This is a genomic window from Dongia soli, assembly GCF_034044715.1.
GTDB classification, from domain to species: Bacteria; Pseudomonadota; Alphaproteobacteria; order Dongiales; family Dongiaceae; genus Dongia_B; species Dongia_B soli.
The window spans coordinates 389,798-410,247 of the sequence record NZ_JAXCLW010000001.1 but is presented as its reverse complement, the minus strand read 5'-3'; the positions used below and the strand labels follow the sequence as shown (position 1 = coordinate 410,247).

Sequence of the window (20,450 nt, the reverse complement as noted above, 5' to 3'; positions counted from 1 at the left end):
CTCTCCAATACGTGATGAGACGGGCGTCTTTTCCCTGGTGGCAAAATCCCCTATGCGCCGACGGCGCGACAACTCCCTCCTCAAGCCAAGACGTCCTGAAAACGGTCACCCCCGTGTGCCGATTTCTGGCCGCCACTCAGTCCATGATTGCGACGGCTGCTTTGTTCTGTTGGTTTTCAGCCTTCTTGCGGTTGCGGCGTTTCAGCAGCCACATGGTGATGCCTGTGACGCTGAAAAGCAGTGGCAGCAGGCCGCTGAAAAAAACCAGGATGCGCCAGATCCAGCCAAGGCCCGCGCTTTCATGCAGGGGCCGCTGCCAAGCGAGAATGCTTTCGCCGAGGCTGTAATCAGCTGGGCTGCGATTGACGAAAATCTTTTGTGACCACGGATCGATATAGAGCGTTGCCAAGGGCGTTCCATCGACTTGATCCGGTTGAGCCAGCATCAGGCGATAGGGCTGATCCTTCCGCTGCGGCAGGGCGATATTGCGAAGCACGGCTGACGGCGCGTTCTGCCGTGCCAGGTCGATGACCTGGTCGATATCGAGAGGCACCTCCCCTGCGATCGGCGAGGCCTTAAGCTGCATATCCTGGCTGCGCAGATCGCGGGCCGGGAAAATGCTACCGATGCCGGCTGTGATGGCTTGTGGGAAGGCGAGGTAGACACCGCTGAAGCTCACCACCATGAAGACAGCCAATCCCCAGATCCCGATGGCGCCGTGCAGATCGCGGTTGAATCGCAAGGGGCGGGTGCCCCATTTGACCATGAAAGCTTGCCGCCAACGTCCGTTGCGCGGCCACCAGATAACGGTCCCGCTTGCTCCCAATACCAGCATGACGACACCTAGCCACCCGACGATGGTCCGACCGTCCCGGCCGGCGATCAGCAGATTGGCGTGCAGCCGATGCACGATCTGCATGATGCCGTCACCGGATTGGCGAATATCCAGCACGCCCAGCGTGATTGGATCGAGGAGGATCTGCCCGCCACTGCCGGGTCCGCCGCCGGCACGCGGTGCCGACATGCGAATAATGGCCGGTTCGCCCAATTCCTGGGGCAGGGTAATAGCAACTACTTTTCTGCCCTCCATCGCCGAATTGGCAAGGGCTTTTTCGGCGACAGCGATCATGGTGCCGATCGGCTGCATCTCGCCGCCCGTCGCAGCATGTGGGATCGGGTTCGTCAGCGCGTCGATCTCTTCCTGAAAGACCAGGATGCTACCGGTCAGGCCGATCAACACAAGCGGCAGGCAGAGGATCAATCCACTCCAAAGGTGGATCTGGCCTAAGAGGCGGCGTGCGGAAAAGCTGGAGGCAGAAGATGTCTCTCGTTTGGCCATACTGTAACCCGTTACGAGGAGAGCGACCCGGCTCGTGCCGAATGGCTGCGTCCCGGCCGAGCGATACTGAACAGCGCATCTCTCGTCGCGACAACCCAACCGCCGGCATCAAGCGCAACCGGCAATCGAGCGGTGTCTAGCGGTAATGCGAATGATTATCAATTGCATTAATGTAAGGATTTTGTAAAGACAGCATTCCCGAACTAACAAGCTATTTTGAGATTGCGAATTGTTCTCATTTGCGATATCCAGCCCGGAACGCGATCGACCGGCCTGCCCGGTAGCCGGTCCGCGAGATCGCTTGGGGAACTGGCAGGGACAAATCCGGCGGTTCGGTCCGGCCGCTATATGCGCCGCCGCTGATCGCGGCAACCTGATCAAGGATGAAGGCAGTCACGATGATGAAAGCGGCGATGATCTCGATCGTCTTATTGGCGGCGGCCCTGTTCATACCAGCCACCGGCTGGGCAAAGGACCAGTCGTGGCAGCCGGCCGCCTCGGCAACGGCGAGCGAGAGCGCTACCCCGTCTCTGATGCCGGGACCGGACAAAGCGGCGACAGCACCAGCTGCCACGCCCGAGCCCATCGAAAACACCGTCCAATCTCGGCCCTGGACTTTATCTGAACCGTCTTCGCAGGATGCGGCTTCGCCCCAAGCATCTGAAGATGCGACGGACGATGAGCCTCTGGCGACGGCTTTGCTGCCCCATGACCTCTCGCCCTGGGGCATGTTCATGAATGCCGATATCGTGGTGAAAGCGGTCATGCTCGGTCTTGCTTTTGCCTCGGTCATCACTTGGACGGTTTTCCTGGCAAAGGCGGTCGAACTCTGGATCACGCGCGGCCGTACACTTGCAGCGCTGGGCCGACTGTCAGAGGCGCGCTCTCTTGGCGCTGCGGCCGAAGAATTGAGCCGCCTGCGTGGACCGGGCGTAACGCTCTTCAATGCGGTTCAGGCGGAGTTCCGCCTCGCGGGTGACGCATCGCCTGACGGATTGAAGGAACGCGTCGCATCTCGGCTGGAACGAGGTGAGGCTGCGACCGCGCGGTCGATGTGGCGTGGGACCGGCATCCTCGCCACGATCGGCTCGACAGCGCCTTTCGTCGGTCTGTTCGGCACGGTCTGGGGCATCATGAACAGCTTCATCGGCATTTCCAAGGCGCAGACCACCAATCTCGCCGTCGTCGCGCCCGGCATCGCCGAGGCATTGCTGGCGACCGCGATCGGTCTGGTGGCTGCGATCCCCGCTGTTGTCATCTACAATCTCTTCGCCCGGACCATCACCGCCAACCGGGCTTCGGTGGGGGATATGTCGGCAGCCATCCTGCGCCTGGTATCGCGGGAGCTGGATCGCAATGCCGCGCCTTATGCGAAGGCGGCGGAGTGAGGCATGGCTGTCCGTCTCGATCACGGTGACAGCGATCTCGCGGAAAACAGCGATATCAACGTAACACCTTTCATCGACGTCATTCTGGTTCTGCTGATCATCTTTATGGTCGCGGCGCCGCTGGCCACGGTAGACGTCCCGGTAGATTTGCCAGGCACTTCGGCAAAACCGCAGCCACGGCCCAGCAAGCCGCTCTTCCTCAGCGTGAAAGCGGATCTCTCCCTGGCGCTCGGCAACGATCCCGTGAAGCGCGACAATCTCGCTTCGTTTCTGGACGGCGCCACTAAAGGCGATAAGGAGCAACGCATTTTTCTCCGCGCCGACAAGACGGTCAGCTACGGCGACCTGATGTCGGTGATGAATGCCTTGCGTGATGCCGGCTATCTCAAGGTGGCGTTGGTCGGCCTAGAGAAGGCGACGCAATGACTGGACCAAAGGCGGCTGCTATGTCCATGGGGCCGCAGGAGCGGGGGCATGATAGGGGCAGAGAGCTCCTGCGCTGGGGCGCTTGCCTGATCGCAGTACTCGCGGTTCATGCCGCCGGGGCAGCGACGATACTCGATTGGAGCAAGCCGGCACCGCCGATGGCAGCGCCGCCGCCCGCCATCATGATCGACCTTGGCGACGCACAACCAGCACCTCCGCCGCCTCCGCCGCAACAGGTCGCGATCGAGCCCCCGCGTCCAACGCCGGCGATCGAGCCACCTACGCCGCCGCAGCCCGAGAGTCCAAAGGTCGAAGTCCCCAAGGTGGAATCCGAAGTTGCCTTGGATCAGGTGAAGCCGAAGCCGCCCGAGGCGCAGAAGAAAAAGAAGAAGAAAAGGGAAAAACCGAAACCGGCTGAGGCGCCACCGCCGCCGGTCCCGGTCAAACCGGTCGAGGACAGCAAGGAAACCGCGCAGGTGCCGATAAAGCCGGCCGAACAGGCGCAGGCCCAGAGCGAGGCCGCAGAGGCGGCCAAGAAAGAGGCTGAAATGGCCAGCTTGGCGGCAGCCATGGAAGCGCAGAAGAATTGGGAATCGCAGGTATCGGCGCATCTGATCAGCTTCAAGCGAAGCCCGCGCATGCGCCACCATCGGCCGATGACGGCCTATATTGATGTCGCGATCGACCGCCAGGGGCAGATTCTCAGCCGCGCGGTTGCGCAGAGTTCGGGCGATCACCGGCTCGATGATGCTGCCTTGGCCCTGGTGGACCGCGCCAATCCCTTGCCGCCGCCGCCGGCCGAATATGATGAGACGCGGCTGCATGCGATCAAGCTGCCGATCGTATTCATGCCGAAGTAGTTTCGGATCGGCCTACGCTCTGTACCTCACTCTGCGGTTGGCTTTTGCCGTCGCAACTGCTTGACCGTCGATTGCCGGGCCTTGCTCTCCAGCCGCCGCTGTTTAGCCGCCTTGCTCGGCTTGGTGGCCCGGCGCGGCGTTGGCGCGACGGCTGCGGCACGGATCAACTCGCTGAGACGGTCAATGGCATCCTGCCGATTGCGTTCCTGGGTGCGGAAACGCTGCGCCGTGATGACCAATATGCCGTCTTGGGTCATGCGCCGACCGGCCAGCCGCATCAAGCGAGTCCGCACATCCTCGCGCAAAGCCGGCGAATGGCGGACGTCGAAACGCAATTGTACGGCTGTCGACAGTTTGTTGACATTCTGGCCGCCCGGTCCTGAGGCCCGGATAAACCGCGTCTCGATTTCCGCCTCATCGAGGGCGATGCTATGGGTGATTCTGATCATGGCGCAATGTAACCAAATAAATTGGCCCGAATATAGCCAGCTACGGCACGCCGATAAAGAGCATAAAATCCAGCGTCCACAACTAAAAGCCTAGACAGGTGAGCGGTGAAATTTCCGCTTGCCAAGGGAAAGGTTATCTCTATTAATTTGATAGAGTATATAGTGATTGGGAGGCGGAGATGGCAGGGCCGTTGCGCAGATTACCGTCCTTGAACGCTTTGCGCGCTTTTTGGGCCTCGGCGCGCCATGGCAGCTTCGCGGCAGCAGCAGGGGAGCTGCATGTCACGGCGTCTGCAGTCAGCCTGCAAGTGCGCCAGCTCGAAGAGGAGCTTGGGGTGAAGCTCTTTCAGCGCACGCCGAAAGGACTTGTCCTCAGCCCGCAGGGGGCCGAGATTTTGCCGGGGGTCAGCGACGCATTTGCGCAATTGCAGGCCACGCTGCTGAAAGGGGATTGGACTGACGATACGCGGACGCTCAGCGTTTCCGTGGCCCCGTCCTTCGCGACGAAATGGCTCTTGCCGCGCCTCGATCGGTTTGTCGGTCAGCATCCGGATATCGATGTCCGCGTCCTTGCGACGATGGAACTGACCGATTTCGCGGCCGAGCCGATCGATCTTGCGATCCGCTACGGCCATGGCCGTTATCCCGGCCTGCAAGCCGATCTGCTGATGCGTGAAAGTGTGTTTCCGGTGTGCAGTCCTAAGCTGCTCGAAGGCCGGGACGCAGCGGATCTGCCGGCCTTGTTGCGGGCCGCGACGTTGCTGCATGACGACAGTCCCGATCAGGATCCCACTTGCCCTGACTGGAAAAGCTGGTTGAAAGCCTCAGGTATCAGCGAAGTCGACTGGCAACGCGGGCCGCGCTTCAATCAATCGAATTTCGTCCTGGAAGGGGCAGCCAATGGCCTTGGGGTTGCTTTAGCCAAAGCGTCATTGGTGCAGTATGACATCGCCGACGGTCGTTTGGTGCAGCTGGGCGACAGAGCGACGCCGATCGAGCTCGCTTATTTCCTGGTCTATCCGCCAGAGCGGGCCGCCAATGCGACCACCGCGATCTTTCGCGACTGGCTCATGGCGGAAATCGCACCCGGCGAAACGGCCGTTACAAGCCGGATAAAACATCGTCGCAAAAGCGATGCCGCTTGACGTCGCCGCGCTGCTGGCAATGATCGCCTGGAAAGTCGTTCAGCGAGTGATGAAATGCGCAGCGCCAATCCTGTTTATGCCGGCCTCGGCACCACCGTTTTCGAAACCATGTCGCGCCTGGCGCGGCAGCATCAGGCAGTCAATCTAGGCCAGGGCTTCCCTGACGATCGCGGCCCGGCGGCAGTACTGGAACGGGCCGCCAAGGCCCTATTGGAAGGATCGAATCAATATCCGCCGATGCTCGGCCTCCCGGAACTGCGTCAGGCCGTCGCCGCCCATGCCCAGCGCTTTTATGGCGTTGCCGTCGACTGGGAAAGCGAGACCATGGTGACCTCTGGTGCGACCGAGGCGCTGGCCGCAACCATCTTCAGCTTGGTGGAGCCGGGCGACGAGGTCGTTTTGATCGAACCTTTCTACGATGCCTATCTGCCGCTGGTGCAGCGCGCCGGGGCGATACCGCGTTTCGTCTCGCTGACACCGCCGCATTGGCGGCTGGAGCGTGCCGATCTCGTGGCGGCCGTGTCGCCGCGAACCAAAGCGATCATCGTCAACAATCCGATGAATCCCACGGGCCGCGTCTTCGATGTCGACGAGATGGCGCTCATCGCCGAAATCGCCGAAGGCGCTGATGCCTTCGTCATCGCCGATGAAGTCTATGAGCATATCGTCTTCGACGGTATGCACCATCGCAGCCTGCTGGCGCAGCCGGGTCTGCGCGACCGGGTGATCAAGCTGGGCTCTGCCGGCAAGACCTTTTCCCTGACCGGTTGGAAGGTCGGCTATGTCACCGCCGTACCGCACGTGCTCGGCGTCATCGCCAAGGCGCATCAGTTCCTGACCTTCACGACGCCGCCCAATCTGCAGATGGCGGTGGCCTATGGCCTGACGCAATCGGATGACTATTTCCGTGATCTTGCGGCAGACATGCAACGCCGCCGAGATCGCTTCATCGCCGGCTTGCAGCATCTCGGCCTCGACGTTCTGCTCTGCCAAGGTACCTATTTCGCCAATATCGATATCGCCAAACTGGGTCAAGCGACAGCGGGGCAGGCGGATGATGTAGCCTTCTGCCGCGACCTCGTCGAACGCCAGGGGGTCGCCGCCATTCCGCTTTCCGCCTTCTACAGTGCCCGCCCGGTGCGTTCCGTCATTCGTTTCTGCTTTGCCAAACAGGACCAAGTGCTCGACGCCGCTTTGGAGCGCCTTGCCGGATTGGCATAAAAATGGGCAGCGCCCAAAATCCCTGGAATGTGGCGCTGCCCGAGTTTAGGGCGATGGTTCTGGGAGGGGGGAGGACATCGCCCGGTGGTTAGACGACGTTGCTACCGCTCGTTGGCCGGCACCGGATGATCGACGAAGTGGCCGACCCGGTTGATCGCGGCCATTGCCTTCTGAAAGCCGTAGAATTTACTGCCGTCGAGCAGACGGAAACGCGGATCCAAGGCAGTGAAACGGTAATTCTTGACGCTGGATTTGCTGGCCTTTTCTTCCGTCAGAACGCCGACGACAGTTTCGTTATGATGAAGAGGGGTCTGGTGGACACGGCTTTGCATGATGTTCTCCGATGGAGCCATGACAGGAACTGAGCGATTGGGAGGGCCGACCACCCGACTGTCTCGGGCGGTCAGATATCGCTACATCGACGGCATACCGTCGAAGGCCGCCGCATGAAGTGAGTCTTGCACATGGCACGATCCCTGTCTGTGATGACGCTCATGTTTGCATCATCGCTATAGCCATAGATCGCTACCTGACCCTTTCGATCAACTGAGATTATCTGTCGTCCGAAGCAAGCATTGCTCGCGCTCTGCAGGCTAGCTGTCGGAGAGCATTTGCGCCACCAGAGCGCCGATGGCCAAGGACGCGGTGAGGCCGGGACTTTCGATGCCGAAGAGTTGTACCAGGCCCGGCTGTCCGTGCACTATCGGACCGTCAATGCGAAAATCAGCATCGCCTTCGCCGGGACCGACCAATTTGGGCCGGATACCGGTATAAGCCGGTTCCAAGGCACCGTCCGGCAGGTCCGGCCAATAACGCCGTATGGCGGGGTAGAAACGATCGGCCCGCGTCGGGTCGATGCGGTAATCCAGATTGCCCACCCATTCGACATCCGGGCCGAAGCGGGCACGCCCACCAAGATCGATGGTCAGGTGGATGCCCAGGCCGCCCGGCTCGGGCACCGGATAGATCAGTCGTTGAAACGGTGAACGTCCCTGCAAGGTGAAGTAATTCCCCTTGGCGAGAGCCTGGTTCGGGATGAGATGTTCCGGATAGCCGCGCAGCCGCCTTGCCAAATCCCAGGCGCCATGCCCCGCCGCATTGACCAAATATTTTGTCTTCAATTGCATGGGCATATCGCCGCCGGTTTCCAGGCGGTAGCCGTCGGCGACAATCTCGCCGCGCAGAACCGGCGTGCGGAAGGCGAAGGTGGCGCCGGCATTTTCAGCGTCACCCTGCAAGGCGAGCATGAAGGCATGGCTGTCGATGATGCCGGTGGACGGGGACAACAGGCCGCCACTGGCTTTCAGTGCAGGTTCCATTTTGCCGATTTCAGCGGCGTCCAGAAATCGCAGATTGTCGACGCCATTGGCGGCGGCGCGGGCGGCGATGGCATCGAGCTGGCCGAGCTGTGCCGGATGGCTGGCGACGATCAGCTTGCCCAGCCGTGCATGTGGCACGGCGCGGCTCGCGCAGAAGTCATAGAGCGCATCCCGTCCGGCCAGGCAAAGGCGGGCTTTCAGGCTGCCCTTGGCATAATAAATGCCGGCATGGATGACTTCACTGTTGCGCGACGATGTCTCGCTGCCGATGATCGGCGCTGCTTCCAGGCCAAGAACTTCCCGCCCCTGACATGCCAAGCCTCGGGCGATAGCAAGGCCGACCACCCCGGCCCCAACTACCACACATTCGACTTCATCCATTGTTCGCCCCGATACTGTCTGGCCGGGATAGTGTTCAGCAGTTCGTCACGCCCCCGTCGCACTCGGCCGCCTGCGACGGCGCAGATCCTGGACCGAAACGGCACCGGTCAGCAAGACCGCCATGCCATAAGTGGCAAGACCGATCAGGATCAGCACCGCCAAGGCGCCGATCCGGTTGATTTCGCTACCGTTCAGATAAGGCTGGCCCAGACGGATTGCGCCCCATAACACGGCCCCCATCAGCGCCGCGCTCAGGATCAGGCGGGGCGCTACGCGTTTGATCCTGGTATCAAGGCTCAGCAAGCCGCGCCGATGCAGACGCATATAAAGCATGGCGGCATTGATCCAGGCAGCGCCCGCGGTCCCGGCGGCGATACCGATATAACCGATGAAGTGAAACAGGCTGATGGCAATCACGATATCCGCGCCGACCGCGATCATGGCAAAGCGGAAGGGCGTCATCGTGTCTTCGCGGGCGAGAAAGCCCGGCGTCAATGCCTTGTTCAGCACATAGGCCGGCAAGCCGGCTGCCACGACTGACAAGGCGGCGGCCACCGCAAAAGTATCCTGGGAAGCGAAGGCACCGCGCTGGTAGACCGCGGCGATGACCGGATGGCTGGCGATGATCAATGCGACGGCCGCCGGGAGAGAGAGCGAAAGGCCAAGCTCGATCGCGCGGTTCTGAATGCGATTGGCATCCACGGGCTGACCGCTGCGCAGGGCGCGGGTCAGCGACGGCAACAGCACGACCCCGATCGCTGATCCGATCAGAGCCAAGGGCAGTTGATACAGGCGGTCGGCGTAATAGAGATAGGAGACGGCGCCGGCTTGCAACGTCGCCAGGATGGTGGCGATCGCCATGTTGATCTGATTGAGGCCGCCGCCGATCAGGCCGGGAACCATCAGCTTCATCAACCGGCGCACATCGGGGCCGAGCCGCGGCCGGCGAAGGCCAAGCCGCATCCCGGCCCGATGGCACGCCCATGCCAGCCAGACGAACTGCAGGACGCCGGCCAAGGTCACTGCCCAAGCCAGAATGATGCCGGCCTGCTCGTCACTATCTGTGGGAATCAGCAAGGTGCCGATCAGGGTCAGATTCAGCATGATCGGGGCGGCTGCGGCGGCGGTGAATTTATGCAACGAATTGAGGATCCCGCCTTGCAGGGCGCAAAGCGACATGAAGAGCAGATAGGGAAAGGTGATCGAGGTCAGCAGGACCGCGAGGCGGAATTTCTCGGGAAAGACATGAAAGCCCGGCGCAAAGACTCGCATCAGCCAGGGCATGGTCAGTTCCGCACCGATCGTTACCAGCAACAGAATGATCAGCAGGACCGAGAGGACCCGTTCAGCAAAGACTTTCGCTTCGCTTTTCCCCTGTTCCTCGATCCGCCGGGCAAACATCGGCACGAAGGCCGAATTGAAAGCGCCTTCCGCGAACATCTGGCGGAACAGGTTGGGTAGCCGCATGGCGACGAAGAACGCTTCCGCCACCGGACCGGTACCCAATTGATGGGCGATCATCATTTCACGCAGAAAACCCAGCGCGCGGCTGGTAAGGGTCAGGCCGCCGACGGTCGCGACAGATTTCAGGCTGAACATAGTACCCAGAGGCTGTTATCGATTACCCAAACAGAATAACATAACCATATCAAAGTCCAGGCTGCCTCAGGGCGAATCACCGGCTCCGTCAGTTCCTGGCAAGCTTTGGCGATCATAGAAGCGCTCGAAATTCGGCGAAATTGAGACTGGATTCGACCGGCGTCGGAATACTCCACGCGCTGGATATTCAGAGGCGACAAGAGGTTCAAGGATGACCGCTCTCGTAACAGGTGCAGCCGGCTTCGTCGGCTCCGCCGTGGTGCGTCAATTACTGGCGCGCGGCGAAACCGTGCGGGTCTTCATCCGGCCCAGCAGCGACCGGCGCAATCTCGAGGGTCTCAGACTGGATGTCGTGACGGGCGACCTGACCGACCGGCAGTCGGTCGAACGGGCGGTCCAGGGCTGCGACTCGGTCTTCCATATCGCTGCGGATTACCGCCTGTGGGTACCGAAACCCGCTGCAATGTTCGCGGCCAATGTTGAAGGCACCCGGCATATCATGCAGGCCGCCGCCGCGGCGGGGGTCCGGCGAATCGTCTATACCAGCAGCGTTGCCACGCTGGGACTCCCGGCTGATGAACTGCAGCCCGCCGATGAGGATACGCCGGCGACTGCCGACGACATGATCGGCCCTTACAAGCAATCGAAATATGCCGCCGAGGCCGTAGTGAAGCGCCTCATCGAGGACCAGGGCCTGCCGGTGGTGATCGTGCATCCCTCGACGCCGATCGGTCCGCGCGACAGCAAGCCGACGCCGACCGGCAAGATCGTGGTGGATGCCGCCCGCGGCCGCATGCCGGCTTTTGTCGATACCGGGCTCAATGTCGTGCATGTCGATGATGTTGCCGCCGGCCATCTATTGGCGATGGATCGGGGCAGGATCGGCGAGCGATACATTCTCGGCAGCGAAAACCTCACCCTGGCGCAGATTCTGGCGATCGTCGCCAAATTGACCCATCGGCCGGCCCCCCGCTTCCAGATCCCGCATGACGTGGTCATGCCAATCGCCGGGCTGGCCGAAGTCTGGGCGCGGGTCACCGGGGGCGAGCCCTTCGCCACCCGCGACGGGGTGCGGCTTGCGCGCAAGAAAATGTATTTCAGCAGCGACCGGGCTATGAGCCGGCTCGGCTATAAACCGCGGCCGGCCGAGGCGGCCCTTGCCGACGCTGTCGACTGGTTCAGCCGGAACGGTTATCTCCATTGAGGATCATTCCTCTGGAGTCGCTACATCATGAATCTGCGTACCGCCATCGGCTTGATGGTTGGTTTGGGTGTCATCGTCGCTATCGTGGCCAAACAGGATCTTACTGCCATCTGGGCGGCCGCGGCCCAGGCGGGCTGGGCGCTTATTCCCGCGTTGGGCTGGCGCGCCGCGTCGATCATTCTCGCCGCCAATGCCTGGCGCAGCCTGTTCGTGGCGCCCTTCCTGCCGCCGCATCGGCGGACCGCGCTGGCCCGCTGGATCGGTGAAGCGGTCAATACCCTGCTGCCGGTCGCTCAAGTGGGCGGTGACGTCATCCGTGGCCGCTTGCTGCGACACCACCTCGCCATCAGGGATCACGCACGGAAGGCACAAAGCAGCCGCGGCTCGCACGGTCATGGGATCCCTGGCGGCGTGTCGGTTGCCGCCACCGTCGTCGCCGATCTCACCCTCAATTTGGTGGCGCAACTCATTTTTGCCCTGCCGGGTCTCTGGCAATTATGGCGCAGCAACGATCTGACCGGCTGGCGTGCCCTCGGCTGTCTTGGGATCGCGGCCTTGCCGCTGGGGCTCCTGCTGCTGGCGCAATCACCGGGCGTGATCCGGGTGACGACCGGTCTCGCGCGACGGCTGGGCCTGATCAAGGAAGGCAAGACCAGTGGCCATCCCGGCCTCGGCTTCGAACAGGCGGTCTGGCATCTTTATGGCCGCCACCGGATCGTGGCGGTGGCGCTGGGCTGGCATCTGCTGGCCTGGACCTGCCGCGCCGGCGAAGTCTGGTTCCTCTTGCGCCTGCTCGGCCATCCGGTCGGCCTGCTCGATGCCGCGGCCATCGAAGGATTGCTCGGCGCCGTCCGAGCGGCCGCCTTCCTTTTGCCGGCCGGATTGGGCGTCCAGGAAGGCGCGTTGATCCTGCTTTGCGGCTGGGTCGGTGTGCCGCCCAGCTCCGCCCTGGCGCTGGCCCTGATCAAGCGGGCACGTGAATTGGCGGTTGGCTTGCCGGGGCTGCTGGCCTGGCTTGCCGCCGAGCAGGAGGTCCGGCGAGATACCCGCCGGATGAGCAGCGTCGCGGTCAAGGCCGACAAGGCACTTTGACTTCAGCCATGTGCGGCCTTGCATGTCTGCGAGCCGCTACGCGGCCATGCTTTCGTCGTGCGGCGTGATGTCGCGGACAGCATGGTCCCGGTACGCCATTTGCGCCGCCCGCTGCCAAGCGGGGAGAAGGTCGCTGCGCAATACCTCGATCCAGCTCGGCCAACTGGCGTCGATCCAGGCGCGGGCGGCCCTGCCGACCGAGTGTCGCCGTGCCGGCTCTTGCAGCAATGGCTCCGCGATTGACACCCAATCCGCCGGATTTTGGCTTGCCAGGACAAAGCCATCGGTGCCCGGCCGACTGATGAATTGCGCGCCGCCATGACTGGCGGCGACCAGTACCGGCAAGCCGCTGGCTTTCGCTTCCAGGACCACGTTCGGCGATACTTCCGTGGTCGAAGGGAAGAGGAAAAGATCAGCACTGGCATAGAGCCAGGCGAGGGTCTCCTGTGAGACATGGCCGGGCAGGCAGACCCGCTCGCCCAGCAGAGCGGCGATCCTGCCGCTATCCTCGCCATCGCCGACGACGAGAAGCTGGATATCTTCCCCTGCCTGGACGAGCTGCCGCGCCGTTTCGGCCACCACCATCGCGCTTTTGCTGGCATCCACACGCCCGGCGAACATCAGGACCGGCCGGCCCGCGGGGATGCCATAGAGCTGCTGCAATCTCGCCCGGTCCCGGTGGCGCGGCGCGAAACGCTCCCGATCGATACCGCGCCGCAGAAGAGCCAGACGGTTCGGTTCCAGGCTCGCCAGGAGACGCTGATAGTCTTCTGGCTTGGAGGCCAGAACCTGATGACAGCGGTGCAAGCGTTCGTCGATCGCCCGCGACAGGCGCGCGGCGATGTAGTCTTGCAGATGCAGCCGGTCGCTCAGCATGCCGCCGAGGCGCATCCCAGCCATCCGGCGGAAGATGGCGCTGGCATAGATCCGGGTGAATTGCGGGATATCCGTGTGGATCGAGGCCGTGAGACCGCTGCCGTGGCGCCGCGCATAGGACATGGCGCTGCGGCCGAAGCTGAAGAAATCGGTCGCATGGACCACATCGCTGTCGGCCAGGGCCGCCGCGACCGCCGGGTGAAACGGCGCGAGATCCGTATGCCCGGCACCTTGGTCCAGAAATCGCAGCCGCCGGGTGCTGAAGACCGCCGGATGCTCACTCAGGCGGACATGCCGGGCCAGATGCTCGACGCGGCTGGTCTTGCCAAGGAAATGCACCGTCAGATCCAGCTCTTCGGGCAGATGGATGGCAGCCTCGGCAAAGCGCTCCCAGCATTTAACATGGCCACCGGCCGTGTCACCGCGCTCCAATGTCACGAGAACAGCGACCCGCAAGGCGGAATTGCGGACCGCGCGATCGCATTTAGTCAAGTTGGCTCCTGAGGACGGACAAGGATGTGAGTACGGACAAGGATGGGCCGGCGGGCCGAAGTGAGGGCAGCTCGCGCTCGCAGCCGGGTGGCTTAACTCCGCCGGCTTACGGCAGACTGACTATTGTACGCTTCGTAGCGCGCGGCCGGCGCATGACCGGGCTTTTTGCCGCAGGTTGCTGTCCGGACAACACCACGCGAGCGGGCGAGCCCGCCGGATATCATCCATCCTGCTTCGCCTTACCTAAAGCCGCATGCCCGGTAACCTCCGACCCGGCATTGGCGGGCAGGCGGAGATAGACCAAGGCGGAAAAGGCAGCGATCAAGCCGACCGTCAGGAAGGGTATCAGGAAGCTGTCGGCGCGAATCTGGCCGCCGCTGCGCGCCGCCAGGGTAAGATGAAGCGACAAAGCGCCGATCCCCACGCCAAAACTAAGGGAAAGCTGCTGGGCGATGGCGGAAAAGCTGGTGGCTTGGCTTAACCGGTCGCGCGGCACTTCGGCTACGGTCAGCGAATTGATGCTGGTGAATTGCAACGAACGGAAGAAACCGCCAATCAGCAGCACCGTCAAGATCAGCAGACCCGGTGTTTCCGGCCTGAACAGGCCGTTGACCAGGATAAAGGCGGCACTGATCAGGGCATTGGCGACCAGGACTTGACGGAAGCCAAAGCGGCGCAGGATGCGTCCGGCCGTCAGCTTCATCAGCATGGCGCCCGCTGCCGAGGCGAAAGTCAGGCTGCCCGAGGTGAAGGCGCTGAGGCCGAAGCCCAGCTGCAGCATCATCGGCAGCAGGAAGGGTGTCGCCCCCACGGCGCAACGAAATAGAAAACCGCCGATCACGCCGGCCCGGAATGTGCCGATCTGCAACAGCGACAAATCGATCACCGGATACAGGCGGCGTCTTGCATGCAGGACGTATAGCAGCAGGGACGCCGCGCCGCCGATCAGCAGGGCATTGACGATACTTTGCGAGATGAGACCGCGCCCGATCGCCTCAAAGCCGAAGATCAGGCCGGTAAATCCGAGGCCGGTCAGGCAAAAGCCACGGAAATCGAAGGGTCGCACCGTGCTGTCCCGGACATCCTCGATGAACAAAGTGGCGAGGACCAGGCCCAGCAGGCCGATCGGGATGTTGATCCAGAAAATCCAATGCCAGGACACATAGGTGACCAGGAAGCCGCCCAGGGGCGGTCCGATGACCGGGCCGATCAGTGCGGGAAAGGTGAGATAGGCCATGGCCCGGACCAGTTCATGGCGCTCGACCGACCGCATCAGGACCAGCCGTCCGACCGGCACCATCATGGCGCCGCCAAGGCCCTGGAAAAGCCGCGCCAAGACAAAGCCCGTCAGCGATTGCCCAAGGCCGCAGAGCACCGATCCGGCCATGAAAATCACGATCGCCAGTCGGAAAATGAGGCGGGCGCCGAACCGGTCGGCCAGCCAACCGCTGATCGGAATGAAGACGGCCAGGCTGAACAAGTAGGAGGTAATCGCCAGATTCAGATGTAAGGGGCTGGTATTCAGCGCCTGGGCGATCGTCGGCAGAGCAGTGGCCAGGACGGTGGAATCCAGATTTTCCATAAAAAGCGTTGTGGCGATGATCAAGGGAACCAGCATCTGGCGCGAAGGTTTAATCGTCATGTTTTGTTAAACTTTTGAAAGACATCCTATTGTTAAAGGCAGAGCCGGGGGAGAAGTGCCGATATGATCTGCAAGTCATGCGATTTTGACAGCGGACGCGCAATTGCCAAGAAATCCCTGTTCATGGGGCATTTCCGCGTCGGCCGGATGCCGTCAACGCTCGAATTGATTTGCGTCCAAATCACCCCATAATAGAATATGGGAATATAGGCACCGACTGTCGAGGCCCTGATCATGAATCTGGCTTTGCGTGTTGCCGCCATCTATGCCGCCACTTCGGCCGTCTGGGTTCTGTTTTCCGACAGGCTGGTCGATCGCCTGCCTCCCGGTTTGATTTCCCAAGTCCAAACTTTCAAAGGCGTCGGCTTTGTCCTGATCAGTGCTGCGCTGATCTTTTATCTGATCGCCCGTCATGACCGTCATCGGCGGTTGCTTGATCTTGCTTTGGAAGCGCATCCTTCCGGTATTCTCATCGCCGACATGCAGCTGCGTGTCACCTATGCCAATTCCAGCATTACCGCGATCAGCGGCTATCGTCGCTCGGAACTGATCGGACGCAATCCACGGGTGCTGGGCTCCGACCTGACCCCGCCGGCGGTATTTGCGGCGATGCATCGCGCACTCGACCGGGGTGAAAGCTGGTCGGGCGAGTTCCTGAACCGGCGCAAATCGGGCGAGCTCTATTGGGCGGCTACCACGATCACGCCGCTGACCAACGGCGGGGGCCGGGTCATCAGCTATGTCGGTGCGATGACCGACGTCACCAGCGAAAAGCGCACGCAATCGGCGATGCTGGAAGCGAAGAATTTAGCCGAAGAAGCCAACCGCACGAAAAGCGACTTCCTCGCCAATATGAGCCATGAATTACGGACGCCGCTGAATGCCATCGTCGGCTTCACCGATCTCTTGCGACGCGGCTATGCCGGGGTGCTGACGCCAAGCCAGCAGGAATATATCGATAATATCGGCAAAAGCAGCGAGCATCTTCTCGGCGTCATCAATTCCGTTCTCGATCTCTCCAAGGTCGAACTCGGTCATTTCCGCGTGGAGCTCAGCGAACTGGAATTGAACCAGCTCGTCGGTGAATCCCTGAATATGTTGGACAGCATTGCCCTCAAGAAGGATGTTGCCATCCGCTTCCAACCAGCTCAGGAGCGCATCACAGTAATATCTGACCGTCAGGCGGTGCGGCAAATCATCGCCAATATCGTCGGCAATGCCATCAAGTTCAGTCCCCGCGGCAGCCATATCGACGTGATGACTGATCAACGGGCGGAAGAATTCATCATCAGCGTGGCTGACCAAGGGCCCGGTATGTCCAGCGAGCAGATGTCGCGCATCTTCGAACCCTTCCAGTCGCGCGCGGCCCATAACGCCAATCAGACCGAAGGAACCGGCCTCGGTCTATCCATCTGCCGCAAGCTGGTTGATGCGCTGAACGGCCATATCCGATTTTCCAGCCGTGAAGGTGAGGGAACCTCGGTGGTGGTCACGCTGCCCGCCAACCGGCAGCTTGCTCGCATTGCTTCCCCCGCCTCGTCATCCGCCAGCCCAAACCGAGCCACCGGTATCTGAGCTCACGCAGCCATCGAGCATTCAGCTTTTCCATTCCACGACCAACATCAGGCAGCCGGTCTCGGTACGAGTATTGTGATAGCTTCCCGGCGCGAAGCTCACGAAGTCGCCGGCTTTCAGGATGCGGCCATCGCTCTCTATCGCTTCACCGTCGATCACAAAAAATTCCTCATAGCCCGGATGCGTATGCGGCGTGGTGACGGCGCCCGGCAGCATCTTGAAATAATAGCTGCCGGTCGCGGTCTTGCGGTCATAGGTAACCGGCAGCCATTGGATCAATCGCAACTGATCCGGACCTTCGAGATCATAGGGGATGAAGTCCGCTTCATTGGTCTTGATCACGATCGGCTGCATGTTCGGCTCTCCCAGGCGGATTTTGCCGCAGTCTAGAAACAGCCGGCGCGCGGAGGCAAGGGCAATTCAACCGCGGCGATCAATGCGCTTCGCCGGTCACGACACCTTTCGGCAGGCGCAGCAGCGGCACCAGTAGAATGGCCGCCAGGAAAATCGCCGCCATGATCAGAGAGACATCGGCGAAGCTCAGCACCTGTGCCTCGCGTGACACCAGACCGGCAAGCTGCTTCAGTGCGCCCTGGTCGGCGGCCATCCCCATGCGTTCGCTCAAGGCCTGCGAGGTGCGGTCGAGATAGCCGGTCACATTGGGATTGGCGGCGGTCATCCGATCGATCAGACGCGACCAATGCAAATTGAGGCGGTCGTTCAGCAGGAAGTTGATGCCGGCGAGGCCGATCGCGCCGCCAAGATTGCGCATGAGGTTATAGAGACCGCTGGCATTTTTGAGCCGGGCCGGCGGCAAGGTCCCGAGGGCCGCCATGTTGACCGGCATGAACAGGAACATCAGGGCGAATCCGCGGACCGCCTGGGGGATGAAGAATTCCCAATAACCCCAATCGGCCGTCAGGAAATGCTGCAGGTAGACGCCGCCGCCGAACATGGCAAGACCGAAACACAGCACCATCCGCGGATCGAAGATGCGTGACAGCCTGCCAGCGACCGGTGCCGACATGAATTGGAAGACGCCGGCCACAAACATGATCACGCCGATCTGCATCGGCTTGTAGTCACGCACCCGCGACAGGAAAAGGGGGATCAGATAGACCGACCCGTAGAGACCGATGCCGATTACGAAACTGAAGATGCAGCCGAGCAGGAAGTTACGGTCGGCGAAGGCGCGCAGATCGACGATCGGTTCTTTCGCCGTCAGGGTGCGCCAGACGAAAAGCAGGCTGGCGACAATCGAGACGGCGACACAAAGCCGGATCGAATCATCGCCCAGCCAGTCGAGGCGCGTGCCTTCCTCCAGAACATATTCCATGCAGCCGAGGAACATCGCCATCAGGACCAGACCGGGCAGGTCCATCACCTTCAGGAGCCTCCAGTTCGGCTTGTCGAAATCGACCAGCAGCCAGACCGCGCTGGTCACCAGCACGCCGGGCACCACATTGATCAGGAACAGCCAATGCCAGGAGATCGCATCGGTAATCCAACCGCCCAATGTCGGACCCAGGGTTGGCGCCATTGTGGCGACCAGGCCGGTCAAGACCGACAGACTGCCGCGGCGGTTGGGCGGGAAAACCGAGAAAGTGGTGGCGAAGACGGTCGGGATCATCGCGCCGCCCAGAAAACCCTGGATGGCGCGAAAGATGATCATCGAATTGATGTCCCAGGCCATGGCGCACAGCGCGCTGCTGAAGGTGAAGCCGAAGGCCGAAAGGGTGAAAATGTACCGCGTCGAGAAGGTGCGCGAGAGATAGCCGGAGAGGGGGATCATCACCACTTCGGCAATCAGATAAGAGGTCTGGACCCAGCTCACCTCATCGGCGCTGGCGGCGAGGCCGGCCTGGATTTCGTTCAGCGAGCTGGAGACGATCTGTACGTCCAGGATCGCCATGAACATGCCGACCACCATGACGAAGAAGCCGATCCAGTCGCGCGCCGTCAATGGGCGCGGCGCCGGATCCGCCGCCGGGCGCGTCACTTCGGGAACAGCCTGGTCAGCCGTGGCGGTTGCCGTATCGTTCATGATGTGTCCGGCTACTATGCAGGGACCTAGTCGTTGCTGGCGCTGGCTTCGATCGGGCTGGCCTGGGCAGCACCGAACAGGCTGCCCTCGCTATCCTGGCCGATCAGCGTCTTATCGCCGCCTTTACCCGGCTCGCCCTGGCCCGGCTCCGGCGTGCCGGAGGTATCGACATTTGCTTCAACCGACAGGCCGGGCCGCAGCAGGCCATGCAACGGATTCTCTGCGGGCACCTTGATGCGGACGGGGACGCGCTGGACGATCTTCGTGAAATTGCCGGTGGCGTTTTCGGGCGGTAGCAGGCTGAACAATGCGCCGCTTGCCGGCGCGAAGCTCTCTACTTCCCCGATCAGCGGTGTCGACGGATAGGCGTCCACATCGATCTCGACCTTCTGGCCGGGGCGCATGCGGGTCAGCTGCGTCTCCTTGAAATTGGCGACGATATAAACCTCATTCGGCACCAGGGAGAGCAATTGCGTGCCGGACCGGACATAATGCCCCACCCGCACGCCACGATTGCCGACCACGCCATCGATCGGCGCCGTGATCACGGTCTTTTCGAGTTCATTGGCCGCCAATTTGGCCGTCGCCTCGGCTTCATGCAACTTGGTCTCGGCTTCCTTGCGCTGTGCCTTGATGACGATCAGCTGGGCCTCTTCGGCATTGATCGCGGCTCCACTGCGAATAACGTCGGCCTTGCCCTTCACCAAAGTGGCGTTGGCATCGTCATATTCCTGGCGCGAGATCACCTTGTCGGTGACCAGCTTGGCATAGCGGTCGAATTGCTGCTGAGCCCGCTTCGCCTCGGCATTGGCGGCCTCCAGCTGGGCCTTGGCCTGATCGACCCGGCTCTGCTGATAATTGATCTGGCTGTCGATCGTATCGATATCGGCCTTCGCCGTGGCAGCGGCGGCATTCGCTTTGTCCAGGCGGGCGCGGAAATCGCGGTCGTCGATCCGGACCAGGACATCGCCGGCCTTCACTGCCTGATTGTCGCCCACCAGGACCGCAGCCACATAGCCATCGATTTGCGGGGCGATTGCCGAAATGTCGGCCTCGACATAGGCATTGTCGGTATTCTGGATGAACCGGCCCTTGGTCCACCACCAATAGCCGCCGACCCCGGTACCGATTACGGCGGCAGGAATGATCAGGCTGATGGCAAGCTTCTTAATCTTTGGCATGGTCGTTGACCCGCTTCTTGAGTTACCTATCAGAGTGCAGTGGAATGGTGCGGCTGGCTGGGCGAAACTAAACCGTCCAGTTCAGTTGCTCTTGACATGCGCTTACAGGCGTCTAATGTCAAGACAGAACTGAACCGTTCAGTTTAATTCGCGCGGAGAAGCGTTTTGGCCGAGATCGCAACAAAGCTACCGGCAACCGGTTTTCCGGCTGCCGACC

19 protein-coding genes are annotated in these 20,450 nt (G+C 61.6%); 8 read left to right on the top strand and 11 right to left on the bottom strand.

Features of this window, described 5'->3' with window-relative positions:
• Positions 1-136: 136 nt before the first annotated feature.
• On the bottom strand, positions 137-1,339 hold the full coding sequence (locus tag SMD27_RS01850; protein ID WP_320506636.1) for a PepSY-associated TM helix domain-containing protein: 1,203 nt from the start codon (positions 1,337-1,339) through the stop codon (positions 137-139).
• Between the two features lie 235 nt (positions 1,340-1,574).
• The gene (locus SMD27_RS01845) at positions 1,575-1,925 is read right to left on the bottom strand and encodes a hypothetical protein (protein ID WP_320506635.1); all 351 of its coding nucleotides are present in this window, start codon (positions 1,923-1,925) and stop codon (positions 1,575-1,577) included.
• Positions 1,926-2,037: 112 nt separating this feature from the next.
• On the opposite strand from SMD27_RS01845, the gene exbB reads away from it, so the two are divergent.
• Genes exbB through SMD27_RS01830 form a run of 3 tightly spaced genes read left to right on the top strand, consistent with a single transcriptional unit; the run spans position 2,038 to position 4,013 of the window.
• Positions 2,038-2,727, top strand: a complete 690-nt coding sequence (exbB, locus tag SMD27_RS01840; RefSeq protein ID WP_320506634.1) for a tonB-system energizer ExbB — start codon at positions 2,038-2,040, stop codon at positions 2,725-2,727.
• A gap of 3 nt (positions 2,728-2,730) precedes the next feature.
• On the top strand, positions 2,731-3,153 hold the full coding sequence (gene exbD, locus SMD27_RS01835) for a TonB system transport protein ExbD (protein WP_320506633.1): 423 nt from the start codon (positions 2,731-2,733) through the stop codon (positions 3,151-3,153).
• A complete protein-coding gene (locus SMD27_RS01830; RefSeq protein ID WP_320506632.1) occupies positions 3,150-4,013 on the top strand; it encodes an energy transducer TonB family protein in 864 nt (287 codons plus the stop codon). The genes exbD and SMD27_RS01830 overlap by 4 nt, the downstream gene beginning before the upstream one ends.
• Positions 4,014-4,039: 26 nt before the next feature.
• Here SMD27_RS01830 and arfB read toward each other — a convergent pair whose 3' ends face one another.
• The gene (gene arfB / locus SMD27_RS01825) at positions 4,040-4,462 is read right to left on the bottom strand and encodes an alternative ribosome rescue aminoacyl-tRNA hydrolase ArfB (protein WP_320506631.1); all 423 of its coding nucleotides are present in this window, start codon (positions 4,460-4,462) and stop codon (positions 4,040-4,042) included.
• A gap of 179 nt (positions 4,463-4,641) precedes the next feature.
• Between arfB and gcvA the strand changes: the two genes are divergently transcribed.
• Both gcvA and SMD27_RS01815 read left to right on the top strand, forming a co-directional pair.
• Positions 4,642-5,607, top strand: a complete 966-nt coding sequence (gene gcvA, locus SMD27_RS01820; RefSeq protein ID WP_320506630.1) for a transcriptional regulator GcvA — start codon at positions 4,642-4,644, stop codon at positions 5,605-5,607.
• A gap of 54 nt (positions 5,608-5,661) precedes the next feature.
• Entirely contained in the window at positions 5,662-6,828 is a 1,167-nt protein-coding gene (locus SMD27_RS01815) for an aminotransferase (RefSeq protein ID WP_320506629.1), read from the top strand.
• A 101-nt stretch (positions 6,829-6,929) separates the two neighbouring features.
• Here the strand turns inward: SMD27_RS01815 and SMD27_RS01810 are convergent, their stop codons facing one another.
• The 3 genes from SMD27_RS01810 to murJ all read right to left on the bottom strand — a co-directional run bounded on the left by SMD27_RS01810 (position 6,930) and on the right by murJ (position 10,127).
• A complete protein-coding gene (locus tag SMD27_RS01810; protein WP_320506628.1) occupies positions 6,930-7,160 on the bottom strand; it encodes a hypothetical protein in 231 nt (76 codons plus the stop codon).
• A gap of 261 nt (positions 7,161-7,421) precedes the next feature.
• Positions 7,422-8,528: an NAD(P)/FAD-dependent oxidoreductase gene (locus SMD27_RS01805; protein ID WP_320506627.1), complete on the bottom strand. Its 1,107-nt coding sequence runs from the start codon at positions 8,526-8,528 to the stop codon at positions 7,422-7,424.
• A gap of 45 nt (positions 8,529-8,573) precedes the next feature.
• Positions 8,574-10,127 (bottom strand): murein biosynthesis integral membrane protein MurJ, encoded by a 1,554-nt coding sequence (gene murJ / locus SMD27_RS01800; RefSeq protein ID WP_320506626.1) that lies wholly within the window; start codon positions 10,125-10,127, stop codon positions 8,574-8,576.
• A 211-nt stretch (positions 10,128-10,338) separates the two neighbouring features.
• On the opposite strand from murJ, the gene hpnA reads away from it, so the two are divergent.
• Positions 10,339-11,331: a hopanoid-associated sugar epimerase gene (gene hpnA, locus SMD27_RS01795; RefSeq protein WP_320506625.1), complete on the top strand. Its 993-nt coding sequence runs from the start codon at positions 10,339-10,341 to the stop codon at positions 11,329-11,331.
• 27 nt (positions 11,332-11,358) lie between these two features.
• Positions 11,359-12,423 carry a lysylphosphatidylglycerol synthase domain-containing protein gene (locus SMD27_RS01790; RefSeq protein WP_320506624.1) on the top strand — a complete coding sequence of 355 codons (1,065 nt, stop codon included), beginning with the start codon at positions 11,359-11,361 and terminating at the stop codon, positions 12,421-12,423.
• A gap of 36 nt (positions 12,424-12,459) precedes the next feature.
• On the opposite strand, the gene SMD27_RS01785 is transcribed toward SMD27_RS01790, so the two are convergent.
• Together SMD27_RS01785 and SMD27_RS01780 are read right to left on the bottom strand one after the other, a co-directional pair.
• Positions 12,460-13,791: a glycosyltransferase gene (locus SMD27_RS01785; RefSeq protein ID WP_320506623.1), complete on the bottom strand. Its 1,332-nt coding sequence runs from the start codon at positions 13,789-13,791 to the stop codon at positions 12,460-12,462.
• 220 nt (positions 13,792-14,011) lie between these two features.
• Complete coding sequence (locus SMD27_RS01780) at positions 14,012-15,433, bottom strand: MFS transporter (RefSeq protein WP_320506622.1); 1,422 nt, start codon at positions 15,431-15,433, stop codon at positions 14,012-14,014.
• A 234-nt stretch (positions 15,434-15,667) separates the two neighbouring features.
• Here SMD27_RS01780 and SMD27_RS01775 point away from each other — a divergent pair, with 234 nt between their 5' ends.
• Entirely contained in the window at positions 15,668-17,008 is a 1,341-nt protein-coding gene (locus SMD27_RS01775) for a PAS domain-containing sensor histidine kinase (protein ID WP_320506621.1), read from the top strand.
• A 21-nt stretch (positions 17,009-17,029) separates the two neighbouring features.
• Here the strand turns inward: SMD27_RS01775 and SMD27_RS01770 are convergent, their stop codons facing one another.
• The 3 genes from SMD27_RS01770 to SMD27_RS01760 form a co-directional block, all read right to left on the bottom strand.
• Positions 17,030-17,362, bottom strand: coding sequence for a cupin domain-containing protein (locus SMD27_RS01770; protein ID WP_320506620.1), 333 nt, complete (start codon positions 17,360-17,362; stop codon positions 17,030-17,032).
• Positions 17,363-17,441: 79 nt separating this feature from the next.
• Positions 17,442-19,052: a DHA2 family efflux MFS transporter permease subunit gene (locus SMD27_RS01765; protein ID WP_320506619.1), complete on the bottom strand. Its 1,611-nt coding sequence runs from the start codon at positions 19,050-19,052 to the stop codon at positions 17,442-17,444.
• A gap of 26 nt (positions 19,053-19,078) precedes the next feature.
• On the bottom strand, positions 19,079-20,233 hold the full coding sequence (locus tag SMD27_RS01760) for an HlyD family secretion protein (RefSeq protein ID WP_320506618.1): 1,155 nt from the start codon (positions 20,231-20,233) through the stop codon (positions 19,079-19,081).
• Positions 20,234-20,450: the final 217 nt, after the last annotated feature.